This window comes from Mesorhizobium sp. L103C119B0 (genome assembly GCF_000502235.1).
Lineage (GTDB): Bacteria > Pseudomonadota > Alphaproteobacteria > Rhizobiales > Rhizobiaceae > Mesorhizobium.
Genome location: NZ_AYXE01000003.1, coordinates 204,901 through 229,420, shown reverse-complemented (window position 1 = coordinate 229,420; position 24,520 = coordinate 204,901). Strand labels below are relative to the sequence as shown.

Here is a 24,520-nt window from a genome sequence, read left to right as displayed (position 1 = left end):
AATCTCGACCAGAGACGGGGAGCGCATGGCGGCTCCCCGATCCGTTTTGGTCTTGCCTTAGCGGATGCCGTCCTTGGCGAGCGCCAGGATCGCCTTGGCCTTATCGGGCGAGTCGATGAACAGCGGACCGGTGTAGGCGTTGTTCTGCGGCCAGAAGCCATGTGTGGCATGCTCGACCAGATAGATCACCGGCAGGTATCCCATCAGATATTGCTGGGCGTCCATGCCGAAGCCCATTTCGCCGGCGACGACGGAATCCAGGACTTCGGGGCTGATGTCGAAGGTGTAGAGCTTGATCTTGCCGAACAATTCCTTCTGCCGGAAGAACGGGATCAGCGGATTGGCGGCAGTGGCGCCGAGCGCGAAGACGGCCTGGGTGTCGGGATGCGCCGACAGATAGGCCTCGGTGCGGCGCTGGATGTCGGCCGGATCGGGCGACACGGTAAGCACTTCGGTGCCGCCGCCTGACGGCTTCAGCCCATCATTCAACCCCTGGCAGCGCTGGTCGAGGCTGACATTGCCGACCTCGTGGTTGATGCAGACGACTTTGAGCGTGCCTTCCTTGGCCAGCCGCTCGCCGGCCTTCTTGCCGGAATCATATTCGGAGACTGTGCCGACGTAGAGAGAGGTGCCGAGTTCGGCGCCTTCCTTCTCGCCGGAATCCAGGACGACCATCGGAATATTGGCGGCAAGGCCGGCCTTGACCGATTTACCAAGCGCATTGGCGTCGGCAATGGAGACGGCGATGCCGTCTGGATTGGTGGCGATGGCCGCGTCGAGCAGGCGGGCCTGCTCGACCACGTCGAACACTTGCGGCGCATAATATTCGACCTTGGCGCCGGTCAGCGCCGCCGCATCGTCGACGCCGCGCTTGACCACCGACCAGTAGGGATCGGAGGCCGAGCCATGCACCACGAAGGTGATGCGGACATCCTTGGGATCCTTCAGGCCGGCCGCTTGCACGACGCCCGCCAGCATACTCATCGAGACAAGCGCGCCGAGCGCCAGTTTCAGAACAGTCTTCATGTCATTCTCCCATTGTCGTTGCAGTTCCAATTCCCTCTTTGCGCCTCGGCCGACGGATCGGCTTACGGCGCTGACCGGGTGGCCGCTTTGCGGGCCTTTGCCGGTGTCGATGCCCCGAGCCGTGCACGAAGCTCCTCGCGCAGCGGCTTCATGCCGATGATGTCGATGTCCTGCGCGCCGAGCCAGTCGCGGAAAGCCTGGTCGCGGAAGAGTTCGTATTCCTCGGTGCGGATATAGGCGGAGCGCGGCTCGATGAGTTCCAACTCGCCCGGCGCGTTGAAGTGCAGGCAAAAGAAGGTCAGGCCTTCGCGCACCCCTTCGACCAATGCCCTGTAGGCGGGCCCTATCGGCTTGGAGCGTGGACGGCCCCAGGTCGTCTGAATGGCGGCGTCGAAGATGACAAAGCCCTTGGCCCGGGCTTCAGTGACGCCGCGCTGGAACGCCGCTTCGGTGACGCCAACCAGATTGTCGTTGGGCGAATAGGCCGACAGCGTTTTGGTCAACAGCACCGGCAAGCGATATTCCAGGCCGAGCTTGATGTAGACGTCGCAAAACTCGGGCGACAGCGCTGCCCCCATATGGGCGTCAAGATGAGTGACGTCGATGCCGGCGCGGTAGGCGGTGTCGATCTGGGCGCGAAGCTCGGTTTCCACCGCTTGCGGTGCTGCCTTGCGGCGGGTGGTCGCGACATCGGGCCAGAAATAGCCGAACTCGTCCGTCAGGCCGGCCGCGCGCGACGGCGACGTCAGCGGCCGCCATTTGTAGTGCTGCTTTTCGCTGTTCAGCGTCAGGTGGACGCCGAGATCGAGCCGGGGATCGGCGGCTGCCGCTTCGGCCATCTCAGGGAACCATGGGCACGGCACCATCACGGCGCCGGAGCTGCAGGCGCCCAGTGCGGTCAGTTCGAGGAAGGCGCTGTTGGCGCCATGGCACATGCCGACATCGTCTTCATGCAGGACGAGCTGTCGCGTCATGGACGGCCACCGTCTTGCCGGCCACCATCTTGCCGGCCACCATCTTGCCGGCACCCCGGTTTCGAGGGTCTTCCAAAGTGTGTCCCGTGCTGCATGGAACCGACCGTTTGCCCAACTGGACGCGATGGAACGCCCAATGCGGGCTTTCCGACAGGGCCACTTCAGCGAATTCGGATGGGTACGATTTTTCCGCGGGCCTGCATTCTGGAATGTCGATTTCATTCGATATGCCCACAGTCGGCGCTAAACGCCGCTCCGACGTGAGCAGGATGGCTTGGTCCGATCGCAGCGGAGTGGTTCTTTCAAACAGCGGCCGCAGGCGTACTGCTTTCATACCATCAGCGATGTGGAGACTTGCCATGTACACTGCCGGCGAAGAAGAGATCGAAGCCATTGCCAGGGTGATCCGCTCGGGTGCGCTGTTTCGCTATGGCGAGAACAGCGAGTGCAACCGCTTCGAGGCCCGCTATGCCAGGCATCTCGGCGTCGAGCATTTTGCGCTGGCCGCCAGCGGCACCTATGGGCTCGCCGCCGGCCTGATCGGCCTCGGCATCGGCCCGGGCGATGAGGTGCTGGTGCCGGCGCACACCTATATGGCGACCGCCACAGCAGTGCTGTCGGTCGGCGCCATTCCGGTCATTGTCGATATCGACGAGAGCCTGACCATCGACCCGGCCGCTCTGCGCGACGCCGTCGGCCCGGGCACCAAGGCGGTCATCCCGGTACATATGTGGGGTGCGGCCTGCAACATGAACGCCATCATGGACATCGCTAAAAAACGCGGTCTGCTCGTGCTGGAAGATGTCTGCCAGGGCATTGGCGGCGGCTATGAGGGCAAGAAGCTCGGCTCCATCGGCCATGCCGGCGCCTACTCCTTCAACTACTTCAAGAACATCACGTCGGGCGAGGGCGGCGGCATCGCCACCAGCGATCCGAAAGTGGCCGAGCGCGCGCGCTGCGCCATCGACCCCTGCCACTTCTACTGGCAGGGCCGCAGCGACAGCATCAAGCCGTTCGCCGGCATCGGCGCGCGCGCCTCGGAATTGATGGGTGCAATGCTCAATGTCCAGCTCGACCGTCTCGACGGCATCATCGAGGCGATGCGGGCGGAGAAGAAGAAGGTGCTGGCCGGCACGCGCCATCTCGGCAATCTCGGTCTGACGCCGTCGCCGATGAACAGCCCCGACGACGATTGCGCGGCGCAGGTGATGTATCTGCTGCCCAGCGAACAGGCGGCGCAGACTTTTTCGAAGACCATTCCGAGCGTCATTGCCGGCAAGACCGGCCGCCACAATTTCACTCAGTGGGACCAGGTGCTGATGCATGAGGGCGCGCATCATCCGGCGCTCAATCCGTACACGCTGCCGGAAAACAAGGGCCTGCGGCTGACCTATGCCGACGATCTCGGCAAGGGTTCTCTCGACATCCTCAACCGCACGGTGATGATCGCGACGAATCCGGCGCATGGCGACGCCGACATCGACGACATGGTCCATAACATCGATGCGGCGGCCCGTGTGGCGCTGGAGAATGCCTCGCTGGACGATGTCGAGGTGCGCAAGGCAGCGCCCGTCGATCTGCAGAAATTCGATAGTGTGAATTGAAGCGCTCAGCGCTGGATCGGCCTATTGCCGGTCCAGCCGCATGAAGGCAGCGCGCAACGCCAGCACCGCGCGCAGGATCTGGCGTTCGTCCATCGCGGCATAGCCGAGCAGCAGGCCGTGTTCCGGCTCGCTCGAATGGTAGTTGATCGAGATGCCCTGCACGTCGAGGCCCTCCTTGACGGCGGCGGCGACGACGTCGCTGTCCTTGTAGGGTCGGATAAAACTGGCCAGCAGCTGCATGCCGGAATCGTTCTCGGTCACAGTCAGCCATTCGGCCAGATGCTCCTGGCACAGCTTGACGAAATTGGCTTGCCGGCGCGCATAAAGGCGGCGCATGCGTTTCAGATGCGTGGCGAAATAGCCTTGCGTGATGAAGTCGTTGACCGTCGCCTGCAGGATCAGCGGCGCGAACTGGCCGGTGATCGAGACGGCGCGGTCGAAGGGGACCGACAGTTCGCGCGGCACGATGAGATAGCCGATGCGGAGCGCCGGGATCAGCGTCTTGCCGAAGGAGCCGATATAGACGACCCGGTCGGCGTGATCGAGGCCGCGCAGCGCCGGTACCGGCCGGCCACGGTACCGGTACTCGCCGTCATAATCATCCTCGACGATCCAGGCGCCGTGGCGCTCGGCAATGTCGAGCAGTTGCAGCCGCTCCTCGATGCGCATGATGGTGCCGAACGGCCACTGGCAGGATGGCGTCACATAGATCAGCCGCGGCGGCGGCAGCTCTGGGTCTGCGAGATGCCAACCGTGGCGATCGACCTTCAAGGGCGCGAGCTGCGCGCCGCTGGCGAGAAAGGCGCTCTTGGCGCCGAGATAGCCGGGCTCCTCCATCCAGACATGGTCGCCTTCGTCCATCAGCACGCGCGAAGCGAGGTCGAGTGCTGCCTGCGCGCCGGTGACGATGATGACCTGGTCGGCGGTGCAGTTGATGCCGCGCGACAGGCTGATGGTCGACGCAATGGCCTGGCGCAGACCGGGATGGCCGGCAAAGGAGATATAGCCGAGCAAGTTCTCGTCGCGGCTGCGTGCGTTGCGCACCAGAAGGCTCGACCAGATGGTGAAGGGGAAGGACGCGGTTTCCGGCACGCCGGGATGGAAGTTGATGACACCGGCATTGCGCGGCGGCTGCGGGCCGTTGACGATGGTCTGACCGCGCCGCGAGAGCTTTTGCGGAGCGGCAAGCCCGGCGCGCAGCGCGGCCGGCGGGCGTTTCTGCTGGATCGGCGCCACCCAGGTGCCGGACCCGGCGCGCGCCTCTATAAACCCTTCGGCGAGCAGCTGGTCGTAGGCGGCGATCACCGTGTTTCGGCCGACCTTGAGATCCTCGGCCAGCGAGCGTGTCGATGGTAGCAGCGTGTTCTGCTGGATCTGGCCGTCGAGGATGAAGCGCCGCAGGGCGCCATAGATCTGTCGGTGCATCGGTTCGTCCGAGCCGCGGTCGACCGACATGATGTCGAGGGAAAGGCGCATGTGGTCGGCCAAGCTAGTCTCCGACGAGCCTGGCTGCGCGCGCGATCTTTTCTTCGTTAAGCAGGCAAACGGTCTCGAGCACCAGCCGTCTGGTTGCGGGACGGACCTCACGGCTGTTCTTCAGCGCGCGGTGAACGGTTGCCGCGCCGAGTTCCGCCTTCTCGGCGATCTCACGGATGGTGCAAAGCCGTTCCATGCCGAGTGCCGCCTCGAATGCCATGTCGCTCCTCCATCCGCATCAAGGCATGCCTCGTCGCCAGCCTCAAGCTTGAAACGCCGGGCCGGCAACTCGGGGGCAAAAATTTCGATGCCAAGAACTGTGCGATCCGCGCCGCCAAGGGAGGGCGGCGGCGCGGATCGCCGGGCGCTTTCGCGTCGCTACCCCTACCGAGGCGCGCGCCCAACCGGCCCAACCACCAGCCCCCCGGCGGTGGTTAGGCCAAGTCTCGTATCGCGACGTCGAACCCGGCCGCGCAGGCCGATTTGAGAAGCGAAGCGTAACCTTTCGTGGCATAGGTCAAGGGGTGTGCCTTGGCCGGATCCTGCTCGGCCTCGACGACGATCCAGCCTTCGAAGCCGCGCTTGGCCAGCGGCTTCAACAGCGACAGGAAATCGACGGAACCGTCGCCGGGCACAGTGAAGATTCCTTCCATCACTGCCGCCATGAAACTCATGTCCTCGCGCCGTGCCTTCTCCAGCACGGCCGCGCGGACGTCCTTGCAATGGAAATGCACGATGCGGTCGAGATGCCGGTTCAGGAGGGAGGCCGGGTCGCCGCCTGAGAACAGACAATGGCCGGTATCGAACAGCAGGCCGACGCTCTTGCCGGTTGCGGCTATCAGCCTGTCGACCTCGTCATCGCTCTCGACGATGGTGCCCATATGGTGATGGAAAGCCATGCCGACGCCGAAGGCAGCCATGCGGTCGGCGAGTTCGGTCAGCTTCTCGCCATAGGCGGTCCATTCGCCGTCAGCGAGGCGCGGACGCTGTGAGATCGGCGCGAAAATGCCGTCATGACGGCCGCGCGAGGTGTCGGCATAGACGACGACCTTGGCGCCGAGGTCGCGCAGCAGGGTCAGATGCGAGGTGAGGGCGGCGAATTCCTCGTCGACCGTGCGGTCCAGAATGCGGCCGTCATACCAGCCGGAGACGAGCTCCAGTCCGTAAGAAGACAGGATCGGTCCAAGCTCGTCGCTTCGCCTGGGGAATTTGCCGCCGAGTTCGGTGCCGCGATAGCCGGCCTGCCTGGTTTCCGACAGGCATGTCGCGAGCGGCGTATCGCCGCCGAGTGCGGGAACATCGTCATTGCTCCAGGTGATGGGATTGATGCCGATCTTGACCGTCATGCCGCTACTTCAAAGGGCTCGGGGAAACACAAAGCCGAGGCCGGCAAACTGAGGGGAAAGAGGACCTGTCACTAGGTCCAGTTGAGGTGAATTTGGTAGAGCCAATCGGGAGCGCTAAAGCGCGTCCCGTTTGAACGGACTAAGTCGACGCGCTTAGGTCTTTGCATGTCGTTGTCTCAAAACCGGCGCCACTTTTGAGCGACATGCATTAATCCTGCTGCGGCCTTCCGAAGGCCGCGCGCAGTTCGTCCTTGGCGTCCTCGAGCACTTTCCGGCGCGCCTGCGGCAGGTTCTTGCCGGCGCGGTTGATGTAGAAATTCAGCATCGACATGGCCGACTGAAACGGCTCGGCCTTGCGGCGGTCGCTGTGCTCGGCCGAGCGCTTGAGCGAGGCCGCGATCTTCCTGGCGTCGTCGGCTTCGAAGATGTGGTCCTCGAGGTCCATCGCATCGCTGTGCTCGGTCACCTCGGCCGACCATTTCTTTTTCGCGGTCATGACAAACTCCTTCCTGTCGCAAAAACTCGGGCAGGCCGCCGCCGGTTCCCGAGAAAGTCGCCGGGCCGCTGGAGCCACGGATCATGGCCCTGTGGCGCTGCCCGTCGCGGTGAATGCGCCGATAGTGGCGACACAACGGTCGACTTCCCAGGACCGTAGACAGGAAACGCCTTGACCCCGATCGTCGCCAATCAGGCGGATAGCCCCGGCATCGACAGCAGCTACGCCTGGATGCGGCTTGCCATCTCCATGCTGCTGGCGACGATCGGTGCAGTCGGCATGTGGGCCGTCGTCGTCGTGCTGCCGGCCGTGCAGGCCGAGTTCGGCGTTGACCGCGCCGCGGCATCGATGCCCTACACCGCAACCATGGTCGGCTTCGCCGCCGGCAATGTGCTGGTTGGCCGCGCGGTCGATCGCATGGGGTATTGGATCCCGGCACTGCTATCCTCGGTGGCTCTCGCCGCCGGCCTGCTGCTCGCCGCGCTGTCGACCTCTATCCTGCAATTCACCCTTGCCCAGGGCGTGCTGATTGGTGTCGGCACATCGGTGATCTTCGGGCCGCTGATCGCCGACATCTCGCACTGGTTCAACCATCGGCGCGGCGTCGCCGTCACGGCGGCGGCTGCTGGCAACTATCTCGCCGGAGCGCTCTGGCCAACCATCATGCCGACACTGATCAAGGCGGAAGGCTGGCGCTTCACCTATGCCGGCATCGGTGTCTTCTGCCTGGTCACCATGGTGCCACTGGTGCTGTTGTTGCGGCGCGCTGCTCCGACGGCGGCTGCCGCCGGTTCGCCCGGAAGCCGGCCAGTGCAGTCGATTTCGCTGTCGCCGGCGGCGTTACAGGTGCTGCTGATCGTTGCCGGTCTCGGCTGCTGCGTGGCGATGTCGATGCCGCAGGTGCACATCGTCGCCTATTGCATGGATCTTGGCTACGGCATTGCGCATGGCGCCGACATGCTGTCGATCATGATGGCGGCGGGCGTCGTCAGCCGGCTTGCCTCCGGCTTTGTCGCCGACCGCATCGGCGGCGTGAAAACCCTGCTTATCGGTTCCGTGCTGCAATGCCTGTCGCTTTTGTTTTACATCCCGTTCGACGGGCTTGCCTCGCTCTATGTGGTGTCGCTGGTGTTCGGCCTGTCGCAAGGCGGCATCGTGCCTTGCTATGCCATCATCGTGCGCGAATACCTGCCCGCCAAGGAGGCCGGCCAGCGTATCGGCATCGTCATGATGGCGACCATCTTCGGCATGGCGATCGGTGGCTGGATGTCGGGCTGGATCTACGACCTGACTGGCTCTTACGCCGCCGCGTTCCTCAACGGGATCGCGTGGAACTTGCTGAACATAGTGGCCATCGGGCTGCTGCTGTGGAAAGCAAAACGCAGTGCTGCCCTGATGGCTTAGGAAGGCAGGATTGCCCTGTTGCTTGACAAGGGCGATTGGCTGCGCGACGCCAGCAGGCGAGTGGGTGCGGCAGCAGCCGGTTGGCATGGTGGCAGTGGAAAAGCTGGACATGGTTTCGCAAGGGCGCAGCGGCCGGGGCCCGGCACGTGGAGGATGTCCATGACCAAGCCGCGCTCGCGTCGTGGGGGCGGCCGCCCGACCCTATCAGATGTGGCGCGCAAGGCCGGCGTCGGCGCCATCACCGTGTCGCGGGCGCTGCGCGAACCGGAACGCGTCAGCCAAGATCTGCGGCGCCAGATCCAGGCCGCCGTCGACGAACTCGGTTATGTCCCGGATCCCAATGCACGGGCGCTGGCCTCGGCGCGCGCCGATGTGTTCGGCGTGCTGGTGCCGTCGCTGACCAACAACGTCTTCGCAGAAGTGGTGCGCGGCATCTATGACAGCCTGTCGGACGGCCCGTTCCGCGTCCAGCTCGGCAACACCCATTATTCCGGCCTCGAGGAGGAGCGCCTGCTGCAGGTGTTCGCACCGCAGCGCCCGGCGGCGCTGATCGTGGCCGGCATCGACCAGACGCCGACCTCGCGAAAGCTGCTGGAGAGCGCGGGCTGCCCGGTGGTGCAGGTGATGGAGACCGGGCCCGATCCGGTCGACATGCTGGTCGGCTTCTCGCATTTCGACGGCGGCCGCACCGCGACCGAGCATCTGATCGAGGCGGGCTACCGGCGGATCGGCTTCATCGGCGCACGCATGGACCCGCGCTCGCAGCGGCGGCTTGCCGGCTATCGCGCGGCAATGGAGAAGGCCGGCCTGTTCGACCCGCGGCTGGTCACCACCACGCCGCTACTGTCCAGCGTGACGCTCGGCCGCGAGCTGCTTCGCGATGCGCTGGCCAAGATGCCGGCGCTCGACGGCGTCTTCTGCAACAATGACGACATCGCGCTCGGCGTTTTGTTCGAATGCCATAGCGCCGCGCTCAACGTGCCGAAAACAATCGGCATTGTCGGCTTCAACGACCTCGAAATGATGCAGGCGGCGTTCCCGCCGCTCACCAGTATCCGCACCCCTCGCTATGAAATCGGCCGTCGGTCTGTTGCCATGGCGCTGGCGGCGATCGCAGGACGAAGGCCTGAGCAGCGGGTCGTCGATCTTGGTTTCGAACTCAAGCCCCGCGAGAGCACCGCACGCTGAACATGCTTTGGCCGGCCTCAGCAAATGGTGCTTTACACAACGTCATGGTAGCGCTACCATTTTCGTCGGGCAGACGTTTTGATGAGAGGCCGTGCCTGTTTATTATACATAAGCAACAGCTCATGCTTGTTTATTATGTATAATATGCTAGTTTCGTTTCTCGCCTGTGAAGCGGCGAGGGGGAGGGGATCGGGCCGGCTTCGGGCCCTTGAGACGTGGCGCCGGCCAGGCTGGAGGGCCTTCGGCAGGCGTGGAAAACACACCACGACAAACAGCATCAAATTAACAAGCAGCAGTAAATAAAACTACAACTGGGAGGAATATCGATGATCAAGTCACTTGTTGGTGGCATCGTTGCCGCCACTGCATTCGTCATGCTGAGTTCGTCGGCCATGGCCGACCCGGAAGTTGTCAAGGGCCCGTCGGCTGAGCCGGATTGCTTTGCGCCCTGGGCGGCCGATACGCAGTTCTTCAAGTTCCCCAAGAAAGACGGCCCATACCGCATCGCACTCGCCAATGGCTATATCGCCAACACCTGGCGCATCCAGATGGTGCAGACCGCCAAGGCCTATGCGGCCCAGCCGGAGGTCGCCGCGAAACTGAAGGAATTCAAGGTCGTCTCGACCGGCGAGGACGTGCCGGCTCAGATTTCGGCGATCAACAACTTCATCGATTCCGGCTATGACGCGATCGTCGTCAACGCCCAGAACCCGACCGCTTTCGGGCCGGTCATCAAGCGCGCCAAGGAAGCTGGCGTCATCCTCGTCGCCTTCGACAATATTCTCGATACCAAGGACGCCATCAACGTCAATGTCGACCAGAAGGGCCTTGGCGAATTGTGGGGCAAATGGCTGGTCGGCCATGTGCCGAATGGCGGCAAGGTGCTCGAAGTGCGCGGCGTTGCCGGAACTTCCGTCGACACCGACCGTCACAACGGCATCCATGAAGCGCTCGATGCCTCCGGCAAGAAATGGGACGTCACCGAGGTGGTCGGCAAATGGGACGACGGCGTGGCACAGAAGGCCACGGCCGACGCCATTGCCACCAACGGTCCGTTCGACGGCATAACCGGGCAAGGCGGCGACACCGGAATCGTGCAGGCGATGATCGATGCCAAGCATGCTTTCGTGCCGTTCGGCGGGGAGACCGAGAACGGTTTCCGCAAGTTCTGCGCGGCACATGCCGGCGACGGGCTGAAATGCTCATCGGCCGGCACCGGTCCGGCGCAGGTCGCGGTCGCCATCAAGACGGCGATTGCCGCGCTCGAAGGCAACGTCGTTCCGCAAGCAGTGAAACTGCCACTGGCGATCGTCGAGGATCCGAACTTCAAGGCCGGTCAGGATTTCTTCCCCGACCAGTCCGACAATTTCTTCGTCGGCAATTCCTTCCCGACCTGCGGCATCAATTTCACCGCGCAGGAAATCATGGGCCAGACCAAAGCTGACCAATAGGGCTGACCAATAGGCGGCATATCCGGCGCCGCGGGATCTCCGCGGCGCCGGCCACTCGATATCCCTTGAAGTCAAACTGCCTCGGGAGGGCCGATGGACGGTGCGGTTCCGCTCTTCCGGATGGAAGGCATATCCAAGCGCTATGGTGGTGTGCGGGCGCTGGAAAAGGCCGAGCTTTCGGTCTCGTCCGGTAGCATCCACGCCATTCTCGGCGAAAACGGCGCCGGCAAATCGACGCTGATCAAGGTCATGGCGGGCGTCGTCGCGCCCGACGAAGGCCGCATGATGCTGAACGGCAGCGAGGTGACGTTCGCTTCGCCTGCTGCTGCAAACAAGTCCGGCATCGTCTGCATCTTCCAGGAGCTGTCGCTGGTTCCCGAACTCAGCGTTGCCGACAACATCGTCATCTCCGATCCGCCGAAGCGTTTCGGCATGATCGACCGCAAGGCGCAGCGCCGCATTGCCGAGGATGCGCTGGCACGCGCAGGTGCGGCCGACATCCATCCATTGGCGCTGGTCAAGGATCTTCCGCTTTCAAGAAGACAGATGGTCGAGATCGCCAAGGCATTGGCCAGGAAGCCGCGCATCCTGATCCTCGACGAGGCGACCTCGGCGCTGACCGCGACGGACGTCGCCAGGATATTCAGCGTGCTCAAGCGATTGCGCTCGGAAGGGCTGGCGCTGCTTTACATTTCGCACCGCATGAACGAGATCGCCGAGCTTGCCGACCACTGCACGGTGTTTCGCAACGGCCGCAATGTCGCCAGCTACAAGGCAGGCACAAAGAGCGACAACGAAGTCGTCGAACTGATGATCGGGCGCGAATACAGCCATATTTTCCCGCCGAAACCCGCGCGCACCGCAGCCGCCGCCGTTCCCGTGCTGGAGGCGCGCAAGCTGTCCTGGACGGACCGGCTGGACAATGTCTCGCTGACGGTCGGGGCAGGCGAGGTCGTCGGCCTTGGCGGCCTGGACGGCCAGGGCCAGCGCGAATTGCTGCTTGCCTTTTTCGGTGTGCTGCGCGGCCTCGGCGGCCAGATCCTTATCGACGGCAAGCCTGTTTCGATCGCCAGCCCCCAAGCGGCGCGCGACGACCGCATCGGCATGGCGCTGATCCCGGAGGACCGCAAGACCGAAGGCCTGATGCTGCCAATGACGGTGCGCGAGAACCTGTCCTTTGCCGCCCTAGACCGGCTGTCCAAGGCCGGCATCATCGACCGCGCCGCCGAACAGCGGCTGATCGACGACATGGTCGGGCTGCTGGCGATCAAGACGGCCGGCCTCGACATTCCGGTCGGTGCGCTGTCGGGGGGCAACCAGCAGAAGGTGGTCATCGCCAAATGGCTGATGCGCCAGCCGCGTATCATCCTGCTCAACGATCCGACGCGCGGCATCGACGTCGGCACCAAGCAGGAACTCTATCAACTGATGCGCAAGCTGGCGGATGCGGGGGCGGCGATCCTGTTCTATTCGACCGACTATGACGAACTGATCGGCTGCTGCGACCGCGTGCTGGTGCTCTATGACGGCGCGGTCAAGCGCGAGCTGGTCGGGGCCGAGATCACCGAGCGGGCGCTCATTGCAAGCGCGCTCAACATCCACGGCGATGACGCCGGCGCGAGAGACGATGCCGGCGCAAGACAGGGAGCGGACGCGTGAAAGAGTGGCGCTACTGGCTGGCCGAGCAGCGCGGAACACTGATGGCACTCGGCATATTCATTGTCATGTTCGTCATCTACACCTCGAACCATCCGGCGGGCTTCACCGCCAATGTCGTGCAGACAGCGTCCAACAAGGGCGTGCTGCTCGCCTTCGTCGCCATGGCGCAGACACTGGTCGTGATCACCGCCGGCATCGACCTCTCCGTCGGCATGATCTTCACGCTGACCAATTGCCTCGCCTCCTGGCTAGTCATCGGCACCGGCCTCGAGACCGCTTTCGGCGTCATCGCCGTGCTCGGCACCGGGTTCCTGTGCGGGGCGATCAACGGCGCCATCGTCATCTACGGCCGCCTGCAGCCGATCGTCGCCACGATCGCCACGGGTGCGGTCTATTTCGGCATCGCGCTGCTGCTGAGGCCGTTTCCCGGCGGTTCGGTCAACGAAGGTCTCGCCGACGCGCTGACCGGACGCCTGTTGGGCGTGGTGCCGGCGAGCCTGGTCGTGCTGCTCGCCGTCGTGCTCGTGGTCTGGGTACCGTTCAGCCGCTCGGTGCTCGGGCGCGCGGCCTATGCGGCCGGATCCTCGGAGACGGCGGCCTACATGTCCGGTGTGCCGATAAGGCGCGGCAAGTTCGCTGCCTACGCGCTCGCAGGCCTGTTGGCCGCGATCGGCGGACTGTTCCTGACCTTCTTCACCTATACGGGCGATGCAGCCTATGCCAGCGGCAACGCCTATACGCTGTTTTCAATCGCCGCGGTGGTGCTGGGCGGCGTCTCGCTGTTCGGCGGCAAAGGCAGCGCCATCGGCGCCATCTTCGGCGCGCTGGCCTTCCGCACCATCGGCGACCTGTTGTTCGTGTTCGATTTCGACCCGCTATGGCAGCCACTGTTCCAGGGCGTTATCCTGCTGGTTGCGGTCAGCCTCGGCGCCTTCGCACTGTTTCGGGTCCGCAACCGGCTGGAGTGGTTCCTGTGAGCGAAACGACGTTGGGCGGCATCGCCGGCCGCATGCCGAAATTCATCCGCCGCGCCGATCCGGCGGTGCTGACGGCCTTCGCCTGCATCGTGCTGTTGCTGTTCCTAGGCAGCCTCTATTCCAGGAGCTTTCTGTCGCCTGAATATCTCTTGCAGCAGCTCAAGGTGGCCTCGTTCCTCGGCGTCATCGCCACAGGCATGATGCTGGTCATCCTGCTAGGCCAGATCGACCTGTCTGTGCCGTGGGCGGTGGCGGCGGGCGCGATGATGGCGTGTGCGGCTGCGGCCTATGGCCCGATCGGTGTGGCGCTGGCCATCCCGTTCGGCATCTTTTGCGGGGTGCTGATCGGCATCGTCAACGGCTTTGGCGTCGCCTATCTGCGCATACCCTCGATGATCATCACGCTCGCCACCAACGCTGTCGCGCAAGGGCTCATGGTCGTTTATACCGGCGGCTACTCGCCACAGGATTCGGCCACCGGCGCCATGCGCTATCTTGCGACAGGTTTTACCATTCCTGGCGTGCCTAACGCCGTCATCATCTGGGCGCTGATTGGTGCCGCGATGGTGTTCGTGCTGTCCCGCACCAGCTTCGGCCGCACCGTCTACGGCATCGGCAACCGCGAGCGTGCCGCCTATCTCTCCGGCATCGATACAAGGCGCGTGGTGATGATCGCCTTCGCTATCTCAGGCGGGCTGTCCGCCTTTGGCGGAGTGCTTCTCGCCGGCTATGCCTCCAAGGCGGCGCAATCGATGGGCGATGCCTATCTCCTGCCGTCGATCGCCGCCGTGGTTCTGGGCGGCACCTCCATCCTGGGTGGCCGCGGCTCCTATCTCGGCACCGTCGCCGGTGTCATTCTGATCACCCTCCTGCAGTCCATACTCTCGGTCATGCAGATGCCGGAGGCGGGGCGGCAGATCGTCTATGGCCTGGTCATCGTCGCCATGCTCCTGCTCTACGGCCGCGCGCCGGCAAGCCGCTGACCGTGGACGAAGAGACGGCACAGGCGCCAATGGGCGCTACCGGCTCAGTGCCTCGGGCCATTGTGGTGATGGGCGTCGCCGGCTGCGGAAAGTCGGCTGTCGGCAAAGCATTGGCAGCAGAGGAAGGGGCCGTCTTTGTCGAGGGCGACAGGCTGCACCCGCCCGAAAACGTCGCCCGCATGGCGAGCGGTGAGCCGCTCACAGATCAACTGCGTGAGGGCTGGCTCGATGCCATCGGCGAGCGGATCGCCGACCTGACCGGCAGCGGCCAAAGCGTGGTTGCCGCCTGCTCGGCGCTGAAGCGCAGCTACCGCGATCGTCTGCGCGGCTTCCGCCGGGATATCGTTTTCATCTATCTGGAGATCGATCCCGCTACCGCCAAGCAGCGTGTCGCCAGCCGCAAGGGGCATTTCATGCCGGCAAGCCTGGTCGAAAGCCAGTTCGCCATCCTTGAACCGCCTGGCGCCGACGAGCGGGCGCTGACGGCCGACGCCACACTTCCAGTGGCTGAGATCGTCACCGCCGTTGCCAGCCTGCTGGCCGGCGCAAAATCATGAACCACCCTCGTCGGGCAAGGCGGTTTCCGGCCGTTCGGTGAACCGGTCATGGCCTGACCAGACCATCATTTGCTCGGGATAGAGTTTCAACGCCTCCAGCAAGCGGTCGCGCTTGAGCAATATGTACTCGGCCTGAAGCGCCGTGTTCTTGGCGCCGCCGGCTCTGGTCGCGGGCTCGCCGGCCTCTGCCGGGGCCGGCACCAGTTCGGGACTTAGGACGGCGCGGTATTGGCGGAACGGATCGGTCTCGAAGGTCGACATGGAAAACAGCGCCGCCTTGCCTCTGGCAGCGAAATTCGTCGGCGCCGAGGCGAGGTGGGTCCAGCCGCTCTCGCCAAGGCCGACTTCGGTGAATGTCGAGCCGGCATGCACCGTGTTGGTCACCAACACCACGCCGTTGCTGCCAAGGATCTTCTGGATCCGGCCGGTGACCTGGTAGGCGTCGCTGCGGTCGAACACGATCCGGCTTTTCAGGAAACGGTTCTCGACCCGAACCATCGGCGGGTTCAGGAAGCGCAAGCCGAAGGTCGAATCGGATATGCCGTGAGCCCTGACACTGAGCTGGTGTGTCTCGATTCCGGCTTCATGGAGAGCGCGTTTGCCGATTATGGTCTGGGCCGTGAACTGATCGCACCAGATGATAGCGCCGTGGCCGCGCTTCAGCGCCGCTTCCAGACCTTCCAGGCCTTCCAGCCGGATATCAGGCGACCACCGGCGGCCGATGAGATGCGCGGCAAGCAGCAGACGCCGACGGTGGTTGGCGCAGAGCAAGGCCCTGAACTGCCTTTGCGCATCGATGCCATTGCCGAGCACGGCGCGCGTCGCGGCGGCGTAGCGCACGAAATCCTTGCGGATGTGGCGCTTGAGGCGCAGTCCCGATACGCGGCTGCAGATCGCGGCCCACCAATTGACCGGCAGCAATGCCGCGACCCCGAGATAGAAGGCGGCCAGCAGCAGCTCGCGGAAATCCCTGTTGTTGAAGGTGCGCAACTTGCCGGCGCGGACCAGCTTGCGGCTGAAGAAGCGAACATTCTCGGCGCGTTCGGGCACCAGGATGTCGGCGATGATTTCCGTATGATAAATGACGGCGGACGATGGTGTCCGGTCGGCTTTCCGGGATTTTCCCAGCCACGGCAGCCTCATCCGATCGGTGTCCACCTGTTCTTGCGTGCGTCCGGAAATCGCTTTACTGCGTCTGCCACGGGCGCGCAATCGGCGCCGGCAAGGCCATGGTGAACGCCATTCAGGGTTCGAACTTGAAACAGGCCCTATCGGTAGCACTTCCTCAACTGGAGCCCTGGCAGCCGGCTGCTGTGGCGCTGATGGCGCCGGACCGGCCATCCCTAAGCTTTGCCGGCCTCGCCAATCTTGTCGACAAGCTCTGCGGCGATCTCGCCAGGCGTGGCGTTGCCCGCGGCACGGCCGTCGGCATCGTCTTGCCCAACGGCCCGGAAATGGCGGCCTGTTTCCTGGCGGTCTCGGCGTTGGCGACGGCGGCGCCGCTCAATCCGGCTTACGGCGAAGACGAATTCCGCTTCTATCTCGGCGATCTCGATGTGAAGCTGCTGCTGTGCGGACAAGGCATGGGCGATGCCGCGCGCAACGCCGCAAAGGGGCTCGGCATTGCGGTGCTCGACGTCGTCGTGACTGACGGCGCCAAGGCCGGCGAGTTTCTGCTGGCGGGCGACGCCGAGGTGGAGGCTGCCAGCGAGGCTCGCCTCGACGATATGCAGTTCAACGGACCCGACGATTTCGCGCTTGTCCTGCACACATCGGGAACCACGGCGCGACCGAAGATCGTCGGCTTGCGGCAGCGCAATCTGCAGGCATCGATGGCCAACATCGCCAGCACCCTGGCGCTGTCGGCAAACGATATGTGTCTCAACGTGATGCCGCTGTTCCACATTCACGGGCTGATGGCGGCGCTCAGCGCACAGCTGGCAGTCGGCGGCGCTGTTGTCTGCACGCCGGGCTTCAACCCGCTCAAATTCTACGGCTGGCTGGGCGATTTCCGGCCGAGCTGGTACAGCGCGGTGCCGACCATGCATCAGGCGATCCTGGCGCGCGCCGCCCGCAATGGCGAAACCATCGCGGCTGCGCGGCTGCGCTTCATCCGCTCGTCTTCGGCAGCGCTTCCCGACACCGTGTTCCGCGACCTCGAGCGCGTCTTCGGCTGTCCGGTGGTCGAGGCCTATGGCATGACCGAGGCGGCGCACCAGATGACATCCAACGGCCTGCCGCCGGCACGCCGCAAGCCAGGCTCGGTCGGCCTGCCTGCGGGTCCGCAGGTGACGATCCTGGACGACAAGGGGACGATCCTGCCGGCGGGTGAAAAGGGCGAGATCGCGGTGCGCGGCGCCAACATCCATGATGGCTATCTCGACAATCCGGTGGCCAATGAAGCTGCCTTCAGCGATGGCTGGTTCCGCACCGGCGACCAGGGCCTCATCGACGAGGATGGCGATCTGAAGATCACCGGGCGGCTGAAGGAGATCATCAATCGCGGCGGCGAAAAGATCTCGCCGCTCGAGGTCGACAATGTGCTGCTCGATCATCCGCTGGTGGCGCAGGCGGTGACCTTCGCCGTGCCGCACGCCATGCTCGGCGAAGAGGTGGGTGCGGCCATCGTGCTGGCCGAGGGCGCCACCGCCGATGCCGAGCAGATACGCGATTTCGCGCGCAGCCGGATCGTCGAGTTCAAGGTGCCGCGCCACATCCTGTTTCTCCAGGAGATACCCAAGGGTCCCACCGGCAAAATCCAGCGCGTCGGCCTGGCCGGCAAGCTCGGCCTGGTCTGAGGACTCTCATTTCAGCATGATCTTGTCCGAAAACCGGTTCGCACTTTTCGGGACCATGCTCTAATTTAGATCTGCGATGTCAGCTCGACCGGAAAATCATCATTGTCGGCGTCGCGCATGGCGGCGAGGCTGCGATTGTCCAGCACTTCGGCGATCGCCTGGCGCACTTCCAGCATCATGTGCCGGACTTGGCAGGTCGCCTCGTCGCAATCCTCGCAGCGCTGGTATTGCGTGCGGCTGGCGCAGGGTATGGGAGCGAGCGGGCCGTCCAGCACGCGCACGACGTGGCCGATCTTGATTTCGGAAGCCGGCCGGGCGAGGCGATAACCGCCTTCCTTGCCCTTGCGACTGAGGACGAAACCGGCATTGCGCAGCTCGCCCAGAATGGCATCCAGGAATTTCTTCGGGATGTTGTTGGCGATCGCGATGTCGTTGACGAATGCAAGCTGGCCGACCGGCAGGCCGGAAAGATGCACGAGGGCCTTGAGGCCGTATTTGCCTTTTTTGGTAAGCATGCCCGCTTCAGTTCATGAAAACCCCAACCACCCGCATCTGGCGGTTGTTTGTGTGCAAATCATGACGTTTCGCCTGAACAACCCGGTTTCGCGTAGAACAAGCCGCCCGATTGCACGTTGGGCACAAAGGCGTTGATTCTTTGTAACGTTTTTCACCGATCGCGACAGATTCCGCCTGAAGCCGTTTGTCGGCGCGCGAAAACGAAGAAGGCGGCAAAGCGCCGGCTTTCTTGTGAGGTGAGGTCGAACGCTGCTGATATCAGCGGCTGCCATAGGTCTGGTCGAGCAGACCGCCGGCGGCGAAGTGCTCCTTCTGTACCTTGTCCCAGCCGCCGAAGACGTCTTCCACAGTCAGCAGGCGGACATCGGGGAAGTCGGCCTTGTATTTTGCCGCGACTTCAGCGTTGCGGGCGCGCAGGCCATTTTCAGCCGCGATGGTCTGGCCCTCGGGCGTGTAGAGGAAATCGAGATAGGTCTTGGCGAGGTCACGGCTGCCGTGCTCGTCGGCGACCTTGTCGACGATCGCCACCGGGAATTCGGCGAGCAGGCTGACCGTTGGCGTGACCTGTTCGAACTTGTCGTTGCCATACTCCTTGCGGATGCCGCGCGTTTCCGACTCGAAGGTGATCAGCACGTCGCCGATCTCGCGTTGCACGAAGGTGGTGGTGGCGGCGCGCCCGCCGGTGTCGAAGATCGGCACGTTGTTGAACAGCTTGGTGACGAACTCCTTCACCTTGGCGTCGTCGCCCTTGAAGGCTTCCTTGGCGTAGGCGGTTGCGGCCAGATAGGTGTAGCGCGCATTGCCCGAGGTCTTGGGGTTGGGGAAGATCACCTGCACGTCGTCGCGCACGAGGTCGTTCCAGTCCTTGATGTGCTTGGGGTTGCCCGCGCGGACGAGAAAGGATGGGAGCGAGTAGAAGGGCGAGGCGTTGTCGGGGAAATCCTTCTGCCAGTCGGCGGAGACGAGGCCTTTCTTGACCAGAAAGTCGATGTCGGTGACCTGGTTGAAGGTGACGACATCGGCGCCGAGGCCTTCGGCAATGGCGCGCGCCTGCGCCGAGGTGCCGGCGTGCGACTGGTCGACGGTGACGCCCGGATGGCCGGCGACGAAAGCCTTGTTCACCTGGGCGAACAATTCGCGGCCGACATCATAGGAAGCGTTGAGCAATTTGTCGGCCGACCAGGCCTGCGAACAGGCGAGGATCAGGCCGGCGACAGTGGCGACGCTGAGGAAAAATCGCTTCATGAACACAGGCTCCGATGTGCAATGCGTTGCCAGAACATAGCCGGGCCGGAGGGTGTACTGCGAGGCACACGGGGCAGACGTATGGCGTTGCAGCGAAAAAGAAATCGCTGAAGCAGGTTATCGGCGAAATTTCATTCCAGCCGAAATGCCGATGCGTTGGGGTTTTCTGTGGTTTGCAATTCGAGGCCGAGTGGCATATACAAATGGCATATACAAGTGGAACAGACAGGGGAGGCTGCCATGCCGCAGCACCGTCACTCAATACCACCCCCCAGGGAGGCGAAGTTGTTTCGCAACAACCGCAGTCAGGCGGTTCGCATCCCTGTCGAATTCGAGCTGCCTGGCGAGAAGGTCCTGATCAGCCGCGATGGCGACCGGCTGATCATCGAGCCGGTCCGTCAACCAGGCCTCACCGCCTTGCTCACCCAATGGGCGAAAGAGCCGCCGCTTGGTCCTGAAGACGACTTTCCCGAGATCCATGATGCGCCCGTGGGGCCTGAGGATATCTTTTGATGCGGTTCATGCTGGACACCAACATTCTCAGCGACATGATCCGAAACCCTACCGGCAAGGCTGCCAGTGCGGCGGTTCGCGCGGGAGACGGTGCCCTGTGCACCAGCATCGTTGTCGCCTCGGAGCTGCGTTATGGCTGCGCCCGCAAGAGATCGGCCAAGCTGCTCGCCAAGGTCGAGCAATTGCTCGCCGAGGTTCCTGTGTTGCCGCTCGATGTGCCGATGGATAACGAATACGGAGCACTTCGTGCCGAGCTGGAGGCCAGAGGCCAGCCAATCGGCCACAATGATCTTTTCATTGCTGCCCATGCCTGTGTGTTGGGGACGACACTGGTGACGGCCAACACCGCTGAGTTCCGTCGGATCAAGGGCCTGACGGTCGAGAACTGGCTGGAGTAGCGCCGGATCGATGTCTATGCCGCCGGGAAAAGCTTCCAGCGCCTCGGCCTGAACGCCACCCGGCTCTTCTGCGCCGCAGGATGGTCCACAGGCAGTTCGATCTCGACGCGCTGGCGCTCGCCGCCGATTTCCAGTTCGACGCGTCTTGTGCCGGCGACGCGGCGGCTGGCGGCGACCGTGCCGGCGATGCAGCCGCTGCAGCCGTCGAGCAGTTCGATATCGTGCGGGCGGAAGTACAGCGTCGCATCGCCCTCGGGTGCGTGCGGCGCCGACACGCCGATCGGACGGTCGGCGAGCCAGATCTCGCCATTCTCAACCTTGACCGGCAGCATGCTCGATTCGCCGATGAAGGAGTAGACGAAGGGCGAGTTCGGCGTGTCGTAGATCTCGTCGGCGGAGCCGACCTGCTCGATGCGCCCCTGGCTCATCACCACGACGCGGTCGGCAAGCTCGAGCGCCTCTTCCTGGTCGTGGGTGACGAAGACGGTGGTGTGGCCGGTACGGTCATGGATCTCGCGCAGCCAGCGGCGCAGTTCCCGGCGCACCTGCGCATCGAGCGCGCCGAACGGCTCGTCGAGCAACAGCACCTTGGGCTCGATGGCCATGGCCCGGGCGAGCGCCACGCGCTGGCGCTGGCCACCCGAAAGTTGCGCCGGATAGCGCTTTTCCAGGCCGGAAAGCTGAACGAGATCGAGCAGTTCGGAGGCGCGTCGGCGGATTTCGGCCGCCGGTGGTCGCGACGGTCCATGCCGCACCTTGAGGCCGAAGCCGATATTGTCGGCGACCGTCATGTGCCGGAAGAGCGCATAGTGCTGGAAGACGAAGCCGACATTGCGCTCCTGGATCGAGCGGTGCGAGGCGTCCTCGTCGCCGAAGAAGATCTTTCCGCGCGTCGGCCGCTCCAGGCCGGCGATAAGCCTCAGCAGCGTCGTCTTGCCGGAGCCGGATGGCCCAAGCAGCGCGATCAGCTCACCCGATTTGATGTCAAGCGATACGTCATGGAGGGCCGGAAACCGGTCAAACTCCTTGCGTACGTTGGCAACGCGAACTTCCATCAAATGTCCCTTTTTAGTGGATGCATGTCGTTATCCCAAAACCGCTTCACACTTTTGGGCGACATGCATCTAATGTCCGCGCGTCGCGGCGATCTCGGCGCCGTAGCGCATCTCAAGAAGTGTTTTCAAGACCAGCGTGACCAGCGCCAGGCCGGCAAGCAGCGAAGCGACGGCAAAAGCGCCGACGGCGTTGTACTCGTTGTAGAGGATTTCGACATGCAACGGCATGGTGTTGGTCAGCCCGCGTATGTGGCCCGACACGACCGACACCGCGCCGAATTCGCCCATCGAGCGGGCGTTGCACAGAAGCACGCCGTAGAGCAATCCCCATTTGACGTTGGGCAGCGTCACGTACCAAAAGGTCTGCCAGCCATTGGCGCCCAGAGAGAGCGCGGCTTCCTCGTCGCCGTTGCCCTGTTCCTGCATCAGCGGGATCAGTTCGCGGGCAACGAAGGGGAAGGTAACGAAGATGGTCGCGAGCACGATGCCGGGCACGGCGAAAAGGATCTGGATGCCGTGCGCCTTCAGCCATTCACCGAACAGTCCCTGAGCGCCAAACAAAAGCACATAGACCAGGCCGGAAATGACCGGCGAGACCGAGAAGGGCAGGTCGATCAGCGTGGTTAGAAAAGCCTTGCCCTTGAACTCGAACTTGGCGATCGCCCAGGCAGCCGAAATGCCGAAGACGACGTTGAGCGGCACGGCGATCACCGCCACCAGCAGAGTCAGCCGGATCGCCGAGCGCGTATCGGGATTGGAGAGCGATTCCGTGTAGGCGCCAATGCCTTTCGCCAGCGCCTCGTGGAAGACGATGATCAGCGGCAGCAGCAGGAAGATGGCGAGGAAGGCGAAGGCCACCGCCATCAGCAGCAGCCGCACCGGCCGGCTTTCGGTCACCGCCGCCGACCGGCTCTCGTGATGCGGTTCGTAGGATTTGATCTCGGGGTCAGCCATAGCGCTTGCGACTCCATGACTGCGCCAGGTTGATGACCAGCAGCATCACGAACGACAGCAAAAGCATGATCGCCGCGATCGCGGTGGCCGCCGGATAATTGTACTCCTCGAGCCGGATGACGATCAGAAGCGGTGCGATCTCCGACTTGTAGGGAAGGTTGCCGGCGATGAAGATGACCGAGCCGTATTCGCCGACGCCGCGCGCGAAGGCGAGTGAGAAGCCGGTGATGATGGCCGGCGCCAGGCCGGGAAACAGGATGCGGGTGATGATCTGGAAGCGGTTGGCGCCGAGCGTCGCGGCGGCTTCCTCCACTTCCTTGTCGATCTCCTCCATGATCGGCTGCACCGTGCGCACGACAAACGGCAGGCCGATGAAGACAAGCGCCACGACAATGCCGAGCGGCGTGTAGGCGACCTTGATGCCGAGCGGCGCCAGGAGATGGCCGATCCAGCCATTAGGCGCATAAAGAGTGGTCAGCGCGATACCGGCCACTGCCGTCGGCAGCGCGAAGGGCAGGTCGACCATGGCGTCGACGACGCGGCGGCCGGGGAAGCGGTAGCGCACCAGCACCCAGGCGACGAGCGTGCCGAAGACGACGTTGACGGCGGCTGCGATGAAGGCTGTGCCGAAGCTGATTTCGAGTGCGTTGATGGTCCGGCGGTCGGTGGCGATCGCCCAGAAATCGGTCCAGCCGAGGGCTGCCGAGCGCCAGATCAGGCCCGACAGGGGGATGAGGATGATGAGCGTGAGGTAGGCAAGCGAGAAGCCGAGCGTCAATCCGAAACCCGGAATGACACTCGGCTGTCTGAATCGCCACCCCGCCTTGGCGGGTGCTATGGTCATGTCGTCCTGATCTAAATCCTACTGGGCCGGCTTGTAGATCTGGTCGAATATACCACCATCGCCGAAATGATAAGGCTGTGCCTTCTTCCAGCCGCCAAAAAGCGGATCGTCGATGGAGATCAGCTTGATTTCGGGCGTCTTCGGAATGTCAGCCGCATCCACCAGCTCGGGCTTGGCCGGACGATAGTGGTTCTTGGCGATGATCGTCTGGGCTTCCTTGGAATAGAGCCAGCCGAGATAGGCTTCGGCGACCTTGCGGGTGCCCTTGGCATCGACATTGGCGTCGACGATCGCCACCGGCGGCTCGGCCAGGATCGAGGTCGGGGGATAGACGATCTCGAAATTGTCGGCTCCGAATTCATTGAGCGCCAGATAGGCGTCGTTTTCCCAGCCGATCAGCACGTCGCCGATGCCCTTTTGCGCGAAGGTGACCGTCGAGCCGCGCGCACCGGTGTCGAGCACCGGAGCATTGGCGTAGAGCTTGCCGACGAATTCCTTGTTCTTGGCCTCGTCGCCGCCATCATTGGCGTTGGCATAGGCCCAGGCGGCAAGGTAGTTCCAGCGGGCGCCACCCGACGTCTTCGGGTTCGGCGTGATCACCTGGACACCGTCCTTGACCAGATCGCTCCAGTCGTGGATGCCCTTCGGGTTGCCCTTGCGGACCAGGAAGATGATGGTCGAGGTGTAAGGCGCCGAATTGTTCTCGAACTTCTTGCGCCAGTCCGGGTTGATCTTCTTCGACTTGGTGACGATGGCGTTGATGTCGCCTTCGAGCGCCAGCGTGACCACATCGGCATCGAGGCCGTCGATCACGGCGCGGGCCTGGGCGCCCGATCCGCCATGCGATTGCTGGATGGTGACCGTCTCGCCGGTCTCGGCCTTCCAGTGTGCGACGAAGGCTTCGTCATAGGCTTTGTAGAGTTCGCGTGTCGGGTCGTAGGACACGTTCAGAATGGTGGTATCGGCAAACGCGAAACCGAGCGTGCCGAACTGGATCGATGTGGCGACCAGTGCGCCGAGCAGTTTCTTGAAATGAGCTTTGGTCATTCCCGCCTC

Annotated in this window: 25 protein-coding genes; 11 read left to right on the top strand and 14 right to left on the bottom strand. The window is 63.6% G+C overall.

Features of this window, described 5'->3' with window-relative positions:
• Positions 1 to 57: 57 nt before the first annotated feature.
• The 3 genes from X728_RS160520 to X728_RS0134290 form a co-directional block, all read right to left on the bottom strand.
• Complete coding sequence (locus X728_RS160520; protein WP_023687959.1) at positions 58 to 1,026, bottom strand: sugar ABC transporter substrate-binding protein; 969 nt, start codon at positions 1,024 to 1,026, stop codon at positions 58 to 60.
• Positions 1,027 to 1,088: 62 nt separating this feature from the next.
• Positions 1,089 to 2,000 carry a polysaccharide deacetylase family protein gene (locus X728_RS23835; RefSeq protein ID WP_023752956.1) on the bottom strand — a complete coding sequence of 304 codons (912 nt, stop codon included), beginning with the start codon at positions 1,998 to 2,000 and terminating at the stop codon, positions 1,089 to 1,091.
• Complete coding sequence (locus X728_RS0134290; RefSeq protein ID WP_031194894.1) at positions 1,975 to 2,361, bottom strand: hypothetical protein; 387 nt, start codon at positions 2,359 to 2,361, stop codon at positions 1,975 to 1,977. The genes X728_RS23835 and X728_RS0134290 overlap by 26 nt, the downstream gene beginning before the upstream one ends.
• Between X728_RS0134290 and X728_RS160525 the strand changes: the two genes are divergently transcribed.
• Entirely contained in the window at positions 2,360 to 3,604 is a 1,245-nt protein-coding gene (locus tag X728_RS160525) for an aminotransferase class I/II-fold pyridoxal phosphate-dependent enzyme (protein ID WP_023752957.1), read from the top strand. The genes X728_RS0134290 and X728_RS160525 overlap by 2 nt on opposite strands.
• 21 nt (positions 3,605 to 3,625) lie before the next feature.
• On the opposite strand, the gene X728_RS160530 is transcribed toward X728_RS160525, so the two are convergent.
• The 4 genes from X728_RS160530 to X728_RS160545 form a co-directional block, all read right to left on the bottom strand.
• On the bottom strand, positions 3,626 to 5,092 hold the full coding sequence (locus X728_RS160530; protein WP_023829210.1) for a PLP-dependent aminotransferase family protein: 1,467 nt from the start codon (positions 5,090 to 5,092) through the stop codon (positions 3,626 to 3,628).
• A gap of 1 nt (position 5,093) precedes the next feature.
• Positions 5,094 to 5,300, bottom strand: coding sequence for a LacI family DNA-binding transcriptional regulator (locus X728_RS160535; RefSeq protein WP_023705614.1), 207 nt, complete (start codon positions 5,298 to 5,300; stop codon positions 5,094 to 5,096).
• A gap of 214 nt (positions 5,301 to 5,514) precedes the next feature.
• Positions 5,515 to 6,426: a myo-inosose-2 dehydratase gene (gene iolE / locus X728_RS160540; RefSeq protein WP_023752959.1), complete on the bottom strand. Its 912-nt coding sequence runs from the start codon at positions 6,424 to 6,426 to the stop codon at positions 5,515 to 5,517.
• Positions 6,427 to 6,634: 208 nt separating this feature from the next.
• A complete protein-coding gene (locus tag X728_RS160545; protein ID WP_023673065.1) occupies positions 6,635 to 6,922 on the bottom strand; it encodes a DUF3175 domain-containing protein in 288 nt (95 codons plus the stop codon).
• A gap of 231 nt (positions 6,923 to 7,153) precedes the next feature.
• Here X728_RS160545 and X728_RS160550 point away from each other — a divergent pair, with 231 nt between their 5' ends.
• The 7 genes from X728_RS160550 (at position 7,154) to X728_RS160580 (ending at position 15,141) form a co-directional block, all read left to right on the top strand.
• A complete protein-coding gene (locus tag X728_RS160550) occupies positions 7,154 to 8,326 on the top strand; it encodes an MFS transporter (RefSeq protein WP_050589864.1) in 1,173 nt (390 codons plus the stop codon).
• A 159-nt stretch (positions 8,327 to 8,485) separates the two neighbouring features.
• Positions 8,486 to 9,514: a LacI family DNA-binding transcriptional regulator gene (locus X728_RS160555; RefSeq protein WP_023682222.1), complete on the top strand. Its 1,029-nt coding sequence runs from the start codon at positions 8,486 to 8,488 to the stop codon at positions 9,512 to 9,514.
• 326 nt (positions 9,515 to 9,840) lie between these two features.
• Positions 9,841 to 10,965, top strand: a complete 1,125-nt coding sequence (locus X728_RS160560; protein ID WP_023682221.1) for a sugar ABC transporter substrate-binding protein — start codon at positions 9,841 to 9,843, stop codon at positions 10,963 to 10,965.
• A gap of 93 nt (positions 10,966 to 11,058) precedes the next feature.
• Positions 11,059 to 12,624: a sugar ABC transporter ATP-binding protein gene (locus X728_RS160565; protein WP_023687963.1), complete on the top strand. Its 1,566-nt coding sequence runs from the start codon at positions 11,059 to 11,061 to the stop codon at positions 12,622 to 12,624.
• On the top strand, positions 12,621 to 13,601 hold the full coding sequence (locus X728_RS160570) for an ABC transporter permease (RefSeq protein WP_023733121.1): 981 nt from the start codon (positions 12,621 to 12,623) through the stop codon (positions 13,599 to 13,601). Before X728_RS160565 ends, X728_RS160570 begins: the two co-directional genes overlap by 4 nt.
• Positions 13,598 to 14,584, top strand: a complete 987-nt coding sequence (locus tag X728_RS160575) for an ABC transporter permease (protein WP_023673071.1) — start codon at positions 13,598 to 13,600, stop codon at positions 14,582 to 14,584. Before X728_RS160570 ends, X728_RS160575 begins: the two co-directional genes overlap by 4 nt.
• A 2-nt stretch (positions 14,585 to 14,586) precedes the next feature.
• Entirely contained in the window at positions 14,587 to 15,141 is a 555-nt protein-coding gene (locus X728_RS160580) for a gluconokinase (protein ID WP_023733120.1), read from the top strand.
• Here the strand turns inward: X728_RS160580 and X728_RS160585 are convergent.
• Positions 15,136 to 16,284 (bottom strand): hypothetical protein, encoded by a 1,149-nt coding sequence (locus X728_RS160585; RefSeq protein ID WP_023830800.1) that lies wholly within the window; start codon positions 16,282 to 16,284, stop codon positions 15,136 to 15,138. The two genes, X728_RS160580 and X728_RS160585, sit on opposite strands and share 6 nt — an antisense overlap.
• A gap of 86 nt (positions 16,285 to 16,370) precedes the next feature.
• On the opposite strand from X728_RS160585, the gene X728_RS160590 reads away from it, so the two are divergent.
• The gene (locus X728_RS160590) at positions 16,371 to 17,939 is read left to right on the top strand and encodes an acyl--CoA ligase (RefSeq protein ID WP_081732319.1); all 1,569 of its coding nucleotides are present in this window, start codon (positions 16,371 to 16,373) and stop codon (positions 17,937 to 17,939) included.
• Between the two features lie 65 nt (positions 17,940 to 18,004).
• On the opposite strand, the gene X728_RS160595 is transcribed toward X728_RS160590, so the two are convergent.
• Positions 18,005 to 18,454: an Rrf2 family transcriptional regulator gene (locus tag X728_RS160595; protein ID WP_023673075.1), complete on the bottom strand. Its 450-nt coding sequence runs from the start codon at positions 18,452 to 18,454 to the stop codon at positions 18,005 to 18,007.
• Between the two features lie 259 nt (positions 18,455 to 18,713).
• Complete coding sequence (locus X728_RS160600) at positions 18,714 to 19,700, bottom strand: sulfate ABC transporter substrate-binding protein (protein ID WP_023707711.1); 987 nt, start codon at positions 19,698 to 19,700, stop codon at positions 18,714 to 18,716.
• A gap of 240 nt (positions 19,701 to 19,940) precedes the next feature.
• On the opposite strand from X728_RS160600, the gene X728_RS160605 reads away from it, so the two are divergent.
• Together X728_RS160605 and X728_RS160610 are read left to right on the top strand one after the other, a co-directional pair.
• On the top strand, positions 19,941 to 20,213 hold the full coding sequence (locus tag X728_RS160605; RefSeq protein WP_023682213.1) for an AbrB/MazE/SpoVT family DNA-binding domain-containing protein: 273 nt from the start codon (positions 19,941 to 19,943) through the stop codon (positions 20,211 to 20,213).
• Positions 20,213 to 20,611, top strand: coding sequence for a type II toxin-antitoxin system VapC family toxin (locus tag X728_RS160610; RefSeq protein WP_023705604.1), 399 nt, complete (start codon positions 20,213 to 20,215; stop codon positions 20,609 to 20,611). The genes X728_RS160605 and X728_RS160610 overlap by 1 nt, the downstream gene beginning before the upstream one ends.
• 14 nt (positions 20,612 to 20,625) lie before the next feature.
• Here X728_RS160610 and X728_RS160615 read toward each other — a convergent pair whose 3' ends face one another.
• From X728_RS160615 to X728_RS160630, 4 genes are all read right to left on the bottom strand, one after another.
• The gene (locus tag X728_RS160615; RefSeq protein WP_023673079.1) at positions 20,626 to 21,666 is read right to left on the bottom strand and encodes a sulfate/molybdate ABC transporter ATP-binding protein; all 1,041 of its coding nucleotides are present in this window, start codon (positions 21,664 to 21,666) and stop codon (positions 20,626 to 20,628) included.
• Positions 21,667 to 21,735: 69 nt separating this feature from the next.
• A complete protein-coding gene (gene cysW / locus X728_RS160620; protein ID WP_023690809.1) occupies positions 21,736 to 22,620 on the bottom strand; it encodes a sulfate ABC transporter permease subunit CysW in 885 nt (294 codons plus the stop codon).
• Positions 22,613 to 23,464: a sulfate ABC transporter permease subunit CysT gene (gene cysT / locus X728_RS160625; protein WP_023687973.1), complete on the bottom strand. Its 852-nt coding sequence runs from the start codon at positions 23,462 to 23,464 to the stop codon at positions 22,613 to 22,615. The genes cysW and cysT overlap by 8 nt, the downstream gene beginning before the upstream one ends.
• Before the next feature lie 18 nt (positions 23,465 to 23,482).
• Positions 23,483 to 24,511, bottom strand: coding sequence for a sulfate ABC transporter substrate-binding protein (locus tag X728_RS160630; RefSeq protein ID WP_023733117.1), 1,029 nt, complete (start codon positions 24,509 to 24,511; stop codon positions 23,483 to 23,485).
• Positions 24,512 to 24,520: the final 9 nt, after the last annotated feature.

Bases quoted from the DNA above. Each gene is read 5' to 3' on its own strand.
- X728_RS160520 (WP_023687959.1), bottom strand. From the start codon at position 1,026: ATGAAGACTGTTCTGAAACTGGCGCTCGGCGCGCTTGTCTCGATGAGT.
- X728_RS23835 (WP_023752956.1), bottom strand. From the start codon at position 2,000: ATGACGCGACAGCTCGTCCTGCATGAAGACGATGTCGGCATGTGCCAT.
- X728_RS160525 (WP_023752957.1), top strand. From the start codon at position 2,360: ATGTACACTGCCGGCGAAGAAGAGATCGAAGCCATTGCCAGGGTGATC.
- X728_RS0134290 (WP_031194894.1), bottom strand. From the start codon at position 2,361: ATGGCAAGTCTCCACATCGCTGATGGTATGAAAGCAGTACGCCTGCGG.
- X728_RS160535 (WP_023705614.1), bottom strand. From the start codon at position 5,300: ATGGCATTCGAGGCGGCACTCGGCATGGAACGGCTTTGCACCATCCGT.
- iolE (WP_023752959.1), bottom strand. From the start codon at position 6,426: ATGACGGTCAAGATCGGCATCAATCCCATCACCTGGAGCAATGACGAT.
- X728_RS160545 (WP_023673065.1), bottom strand. From the start codon at position 6,922: ATGACCGCGAAAAAGAAATGGTCGGCCGAGGTGACCGAGCACAGCGAT.
- X728_RS160550 (WP_050589864.1), top strand. From the start codon at position 7,154: ATGCGGCTTGCCATCTCCATGCTGCTGGCGACGATCGGTGCAGTCGGC.
- X728_RS160555 (WP_023682222.1), top strand. From the start codon at position 8,486: ATGACCAAGCCGCGCTCGCGTCGTGGGGGCGGCCGCCCGACCCTATCA.
- X728_RS160560 (WP_023682221.1), top strand. From the start codon at position 9,841: ATGATCAAGTCACTTGTTGGTGGCATCGTTGCCGCCACTGCATTCGTC.
- X728_RS160565 (WP_023687963.1), top strand. From the start codon at position 11,059: ATGGACGGTGCGGTTCCGCTCTTCCGGATGGAAGGCATATCCAAGCGC.
- X728_RS160585 (WP_023830800.1), bottom strand. From the start codon at position 16,284: ATGAGGCTGCCGTGGCTGGGAAAATCCCGGAAAGCCGACCGGACACCA.
- X728_RS160590 (WP_081732319.1), top strand. From the start codon at position 16,371: ATGGTGAACGCCATTCAGGGTTCGAACTTGAAACAGGCCCTATCGGTA.
- X728_RS160595 (WP_023673075.1), bottom strand. From the start codon at position 18,454: ATGCTTACCAAAAAAGGCAAATACGGCCTCAAGGCCCTCGTGCATCTT.
- X728_RS160600 (WP_023707711.1), bottom strand. From the start codon at position 19,700: ATGAAGCGATTTTTCCTCAGCGTCGCCACTGTCGCCGGCCTGATCCTC.
- X728_RS160605 (WP_023682213.1), top strand. From the start codon at position 19,941: ATGCCGCAGCACCGTCACTCAATACCACCCCCCAGGGAGGCGAAGTTG.
- X728_RS160610 (WP_023705604.1), top strand. From the start codon at position 20,213: ATGCGGTTCATGCTGGACACCAACATTCTCAGCGACATGATCCGAAAC.
- X728_RS160615 (WP_023673079.1), bottom strand. From the start codon at position 21,666: ATGGAAGTTCGCGTTGCCAACGTACGCAAGGAGTTTGACCGGTTTCCG.
- cysW (WP_023690809.1), bottom strand. From the start codon at position 22,620: ATGGCTGACCCCGAGATCAAATCCTACGAACCGCATCACGAGAGCCGG.
- cysT (WP_023687973.1), bottom strand. From the start codon at position 23,464: ATGACCATAGCACCCGCCAAGGCGGGGTGGCGATTCAGACAGCCGAGT.
- X728_RS160630 (WP_023733117.1), bottom strand. From the start codon at position 24,511: ATGACCAAAGCTCATTTCAAGAAACTGCTCGGCGCACTGGTCGCCACA.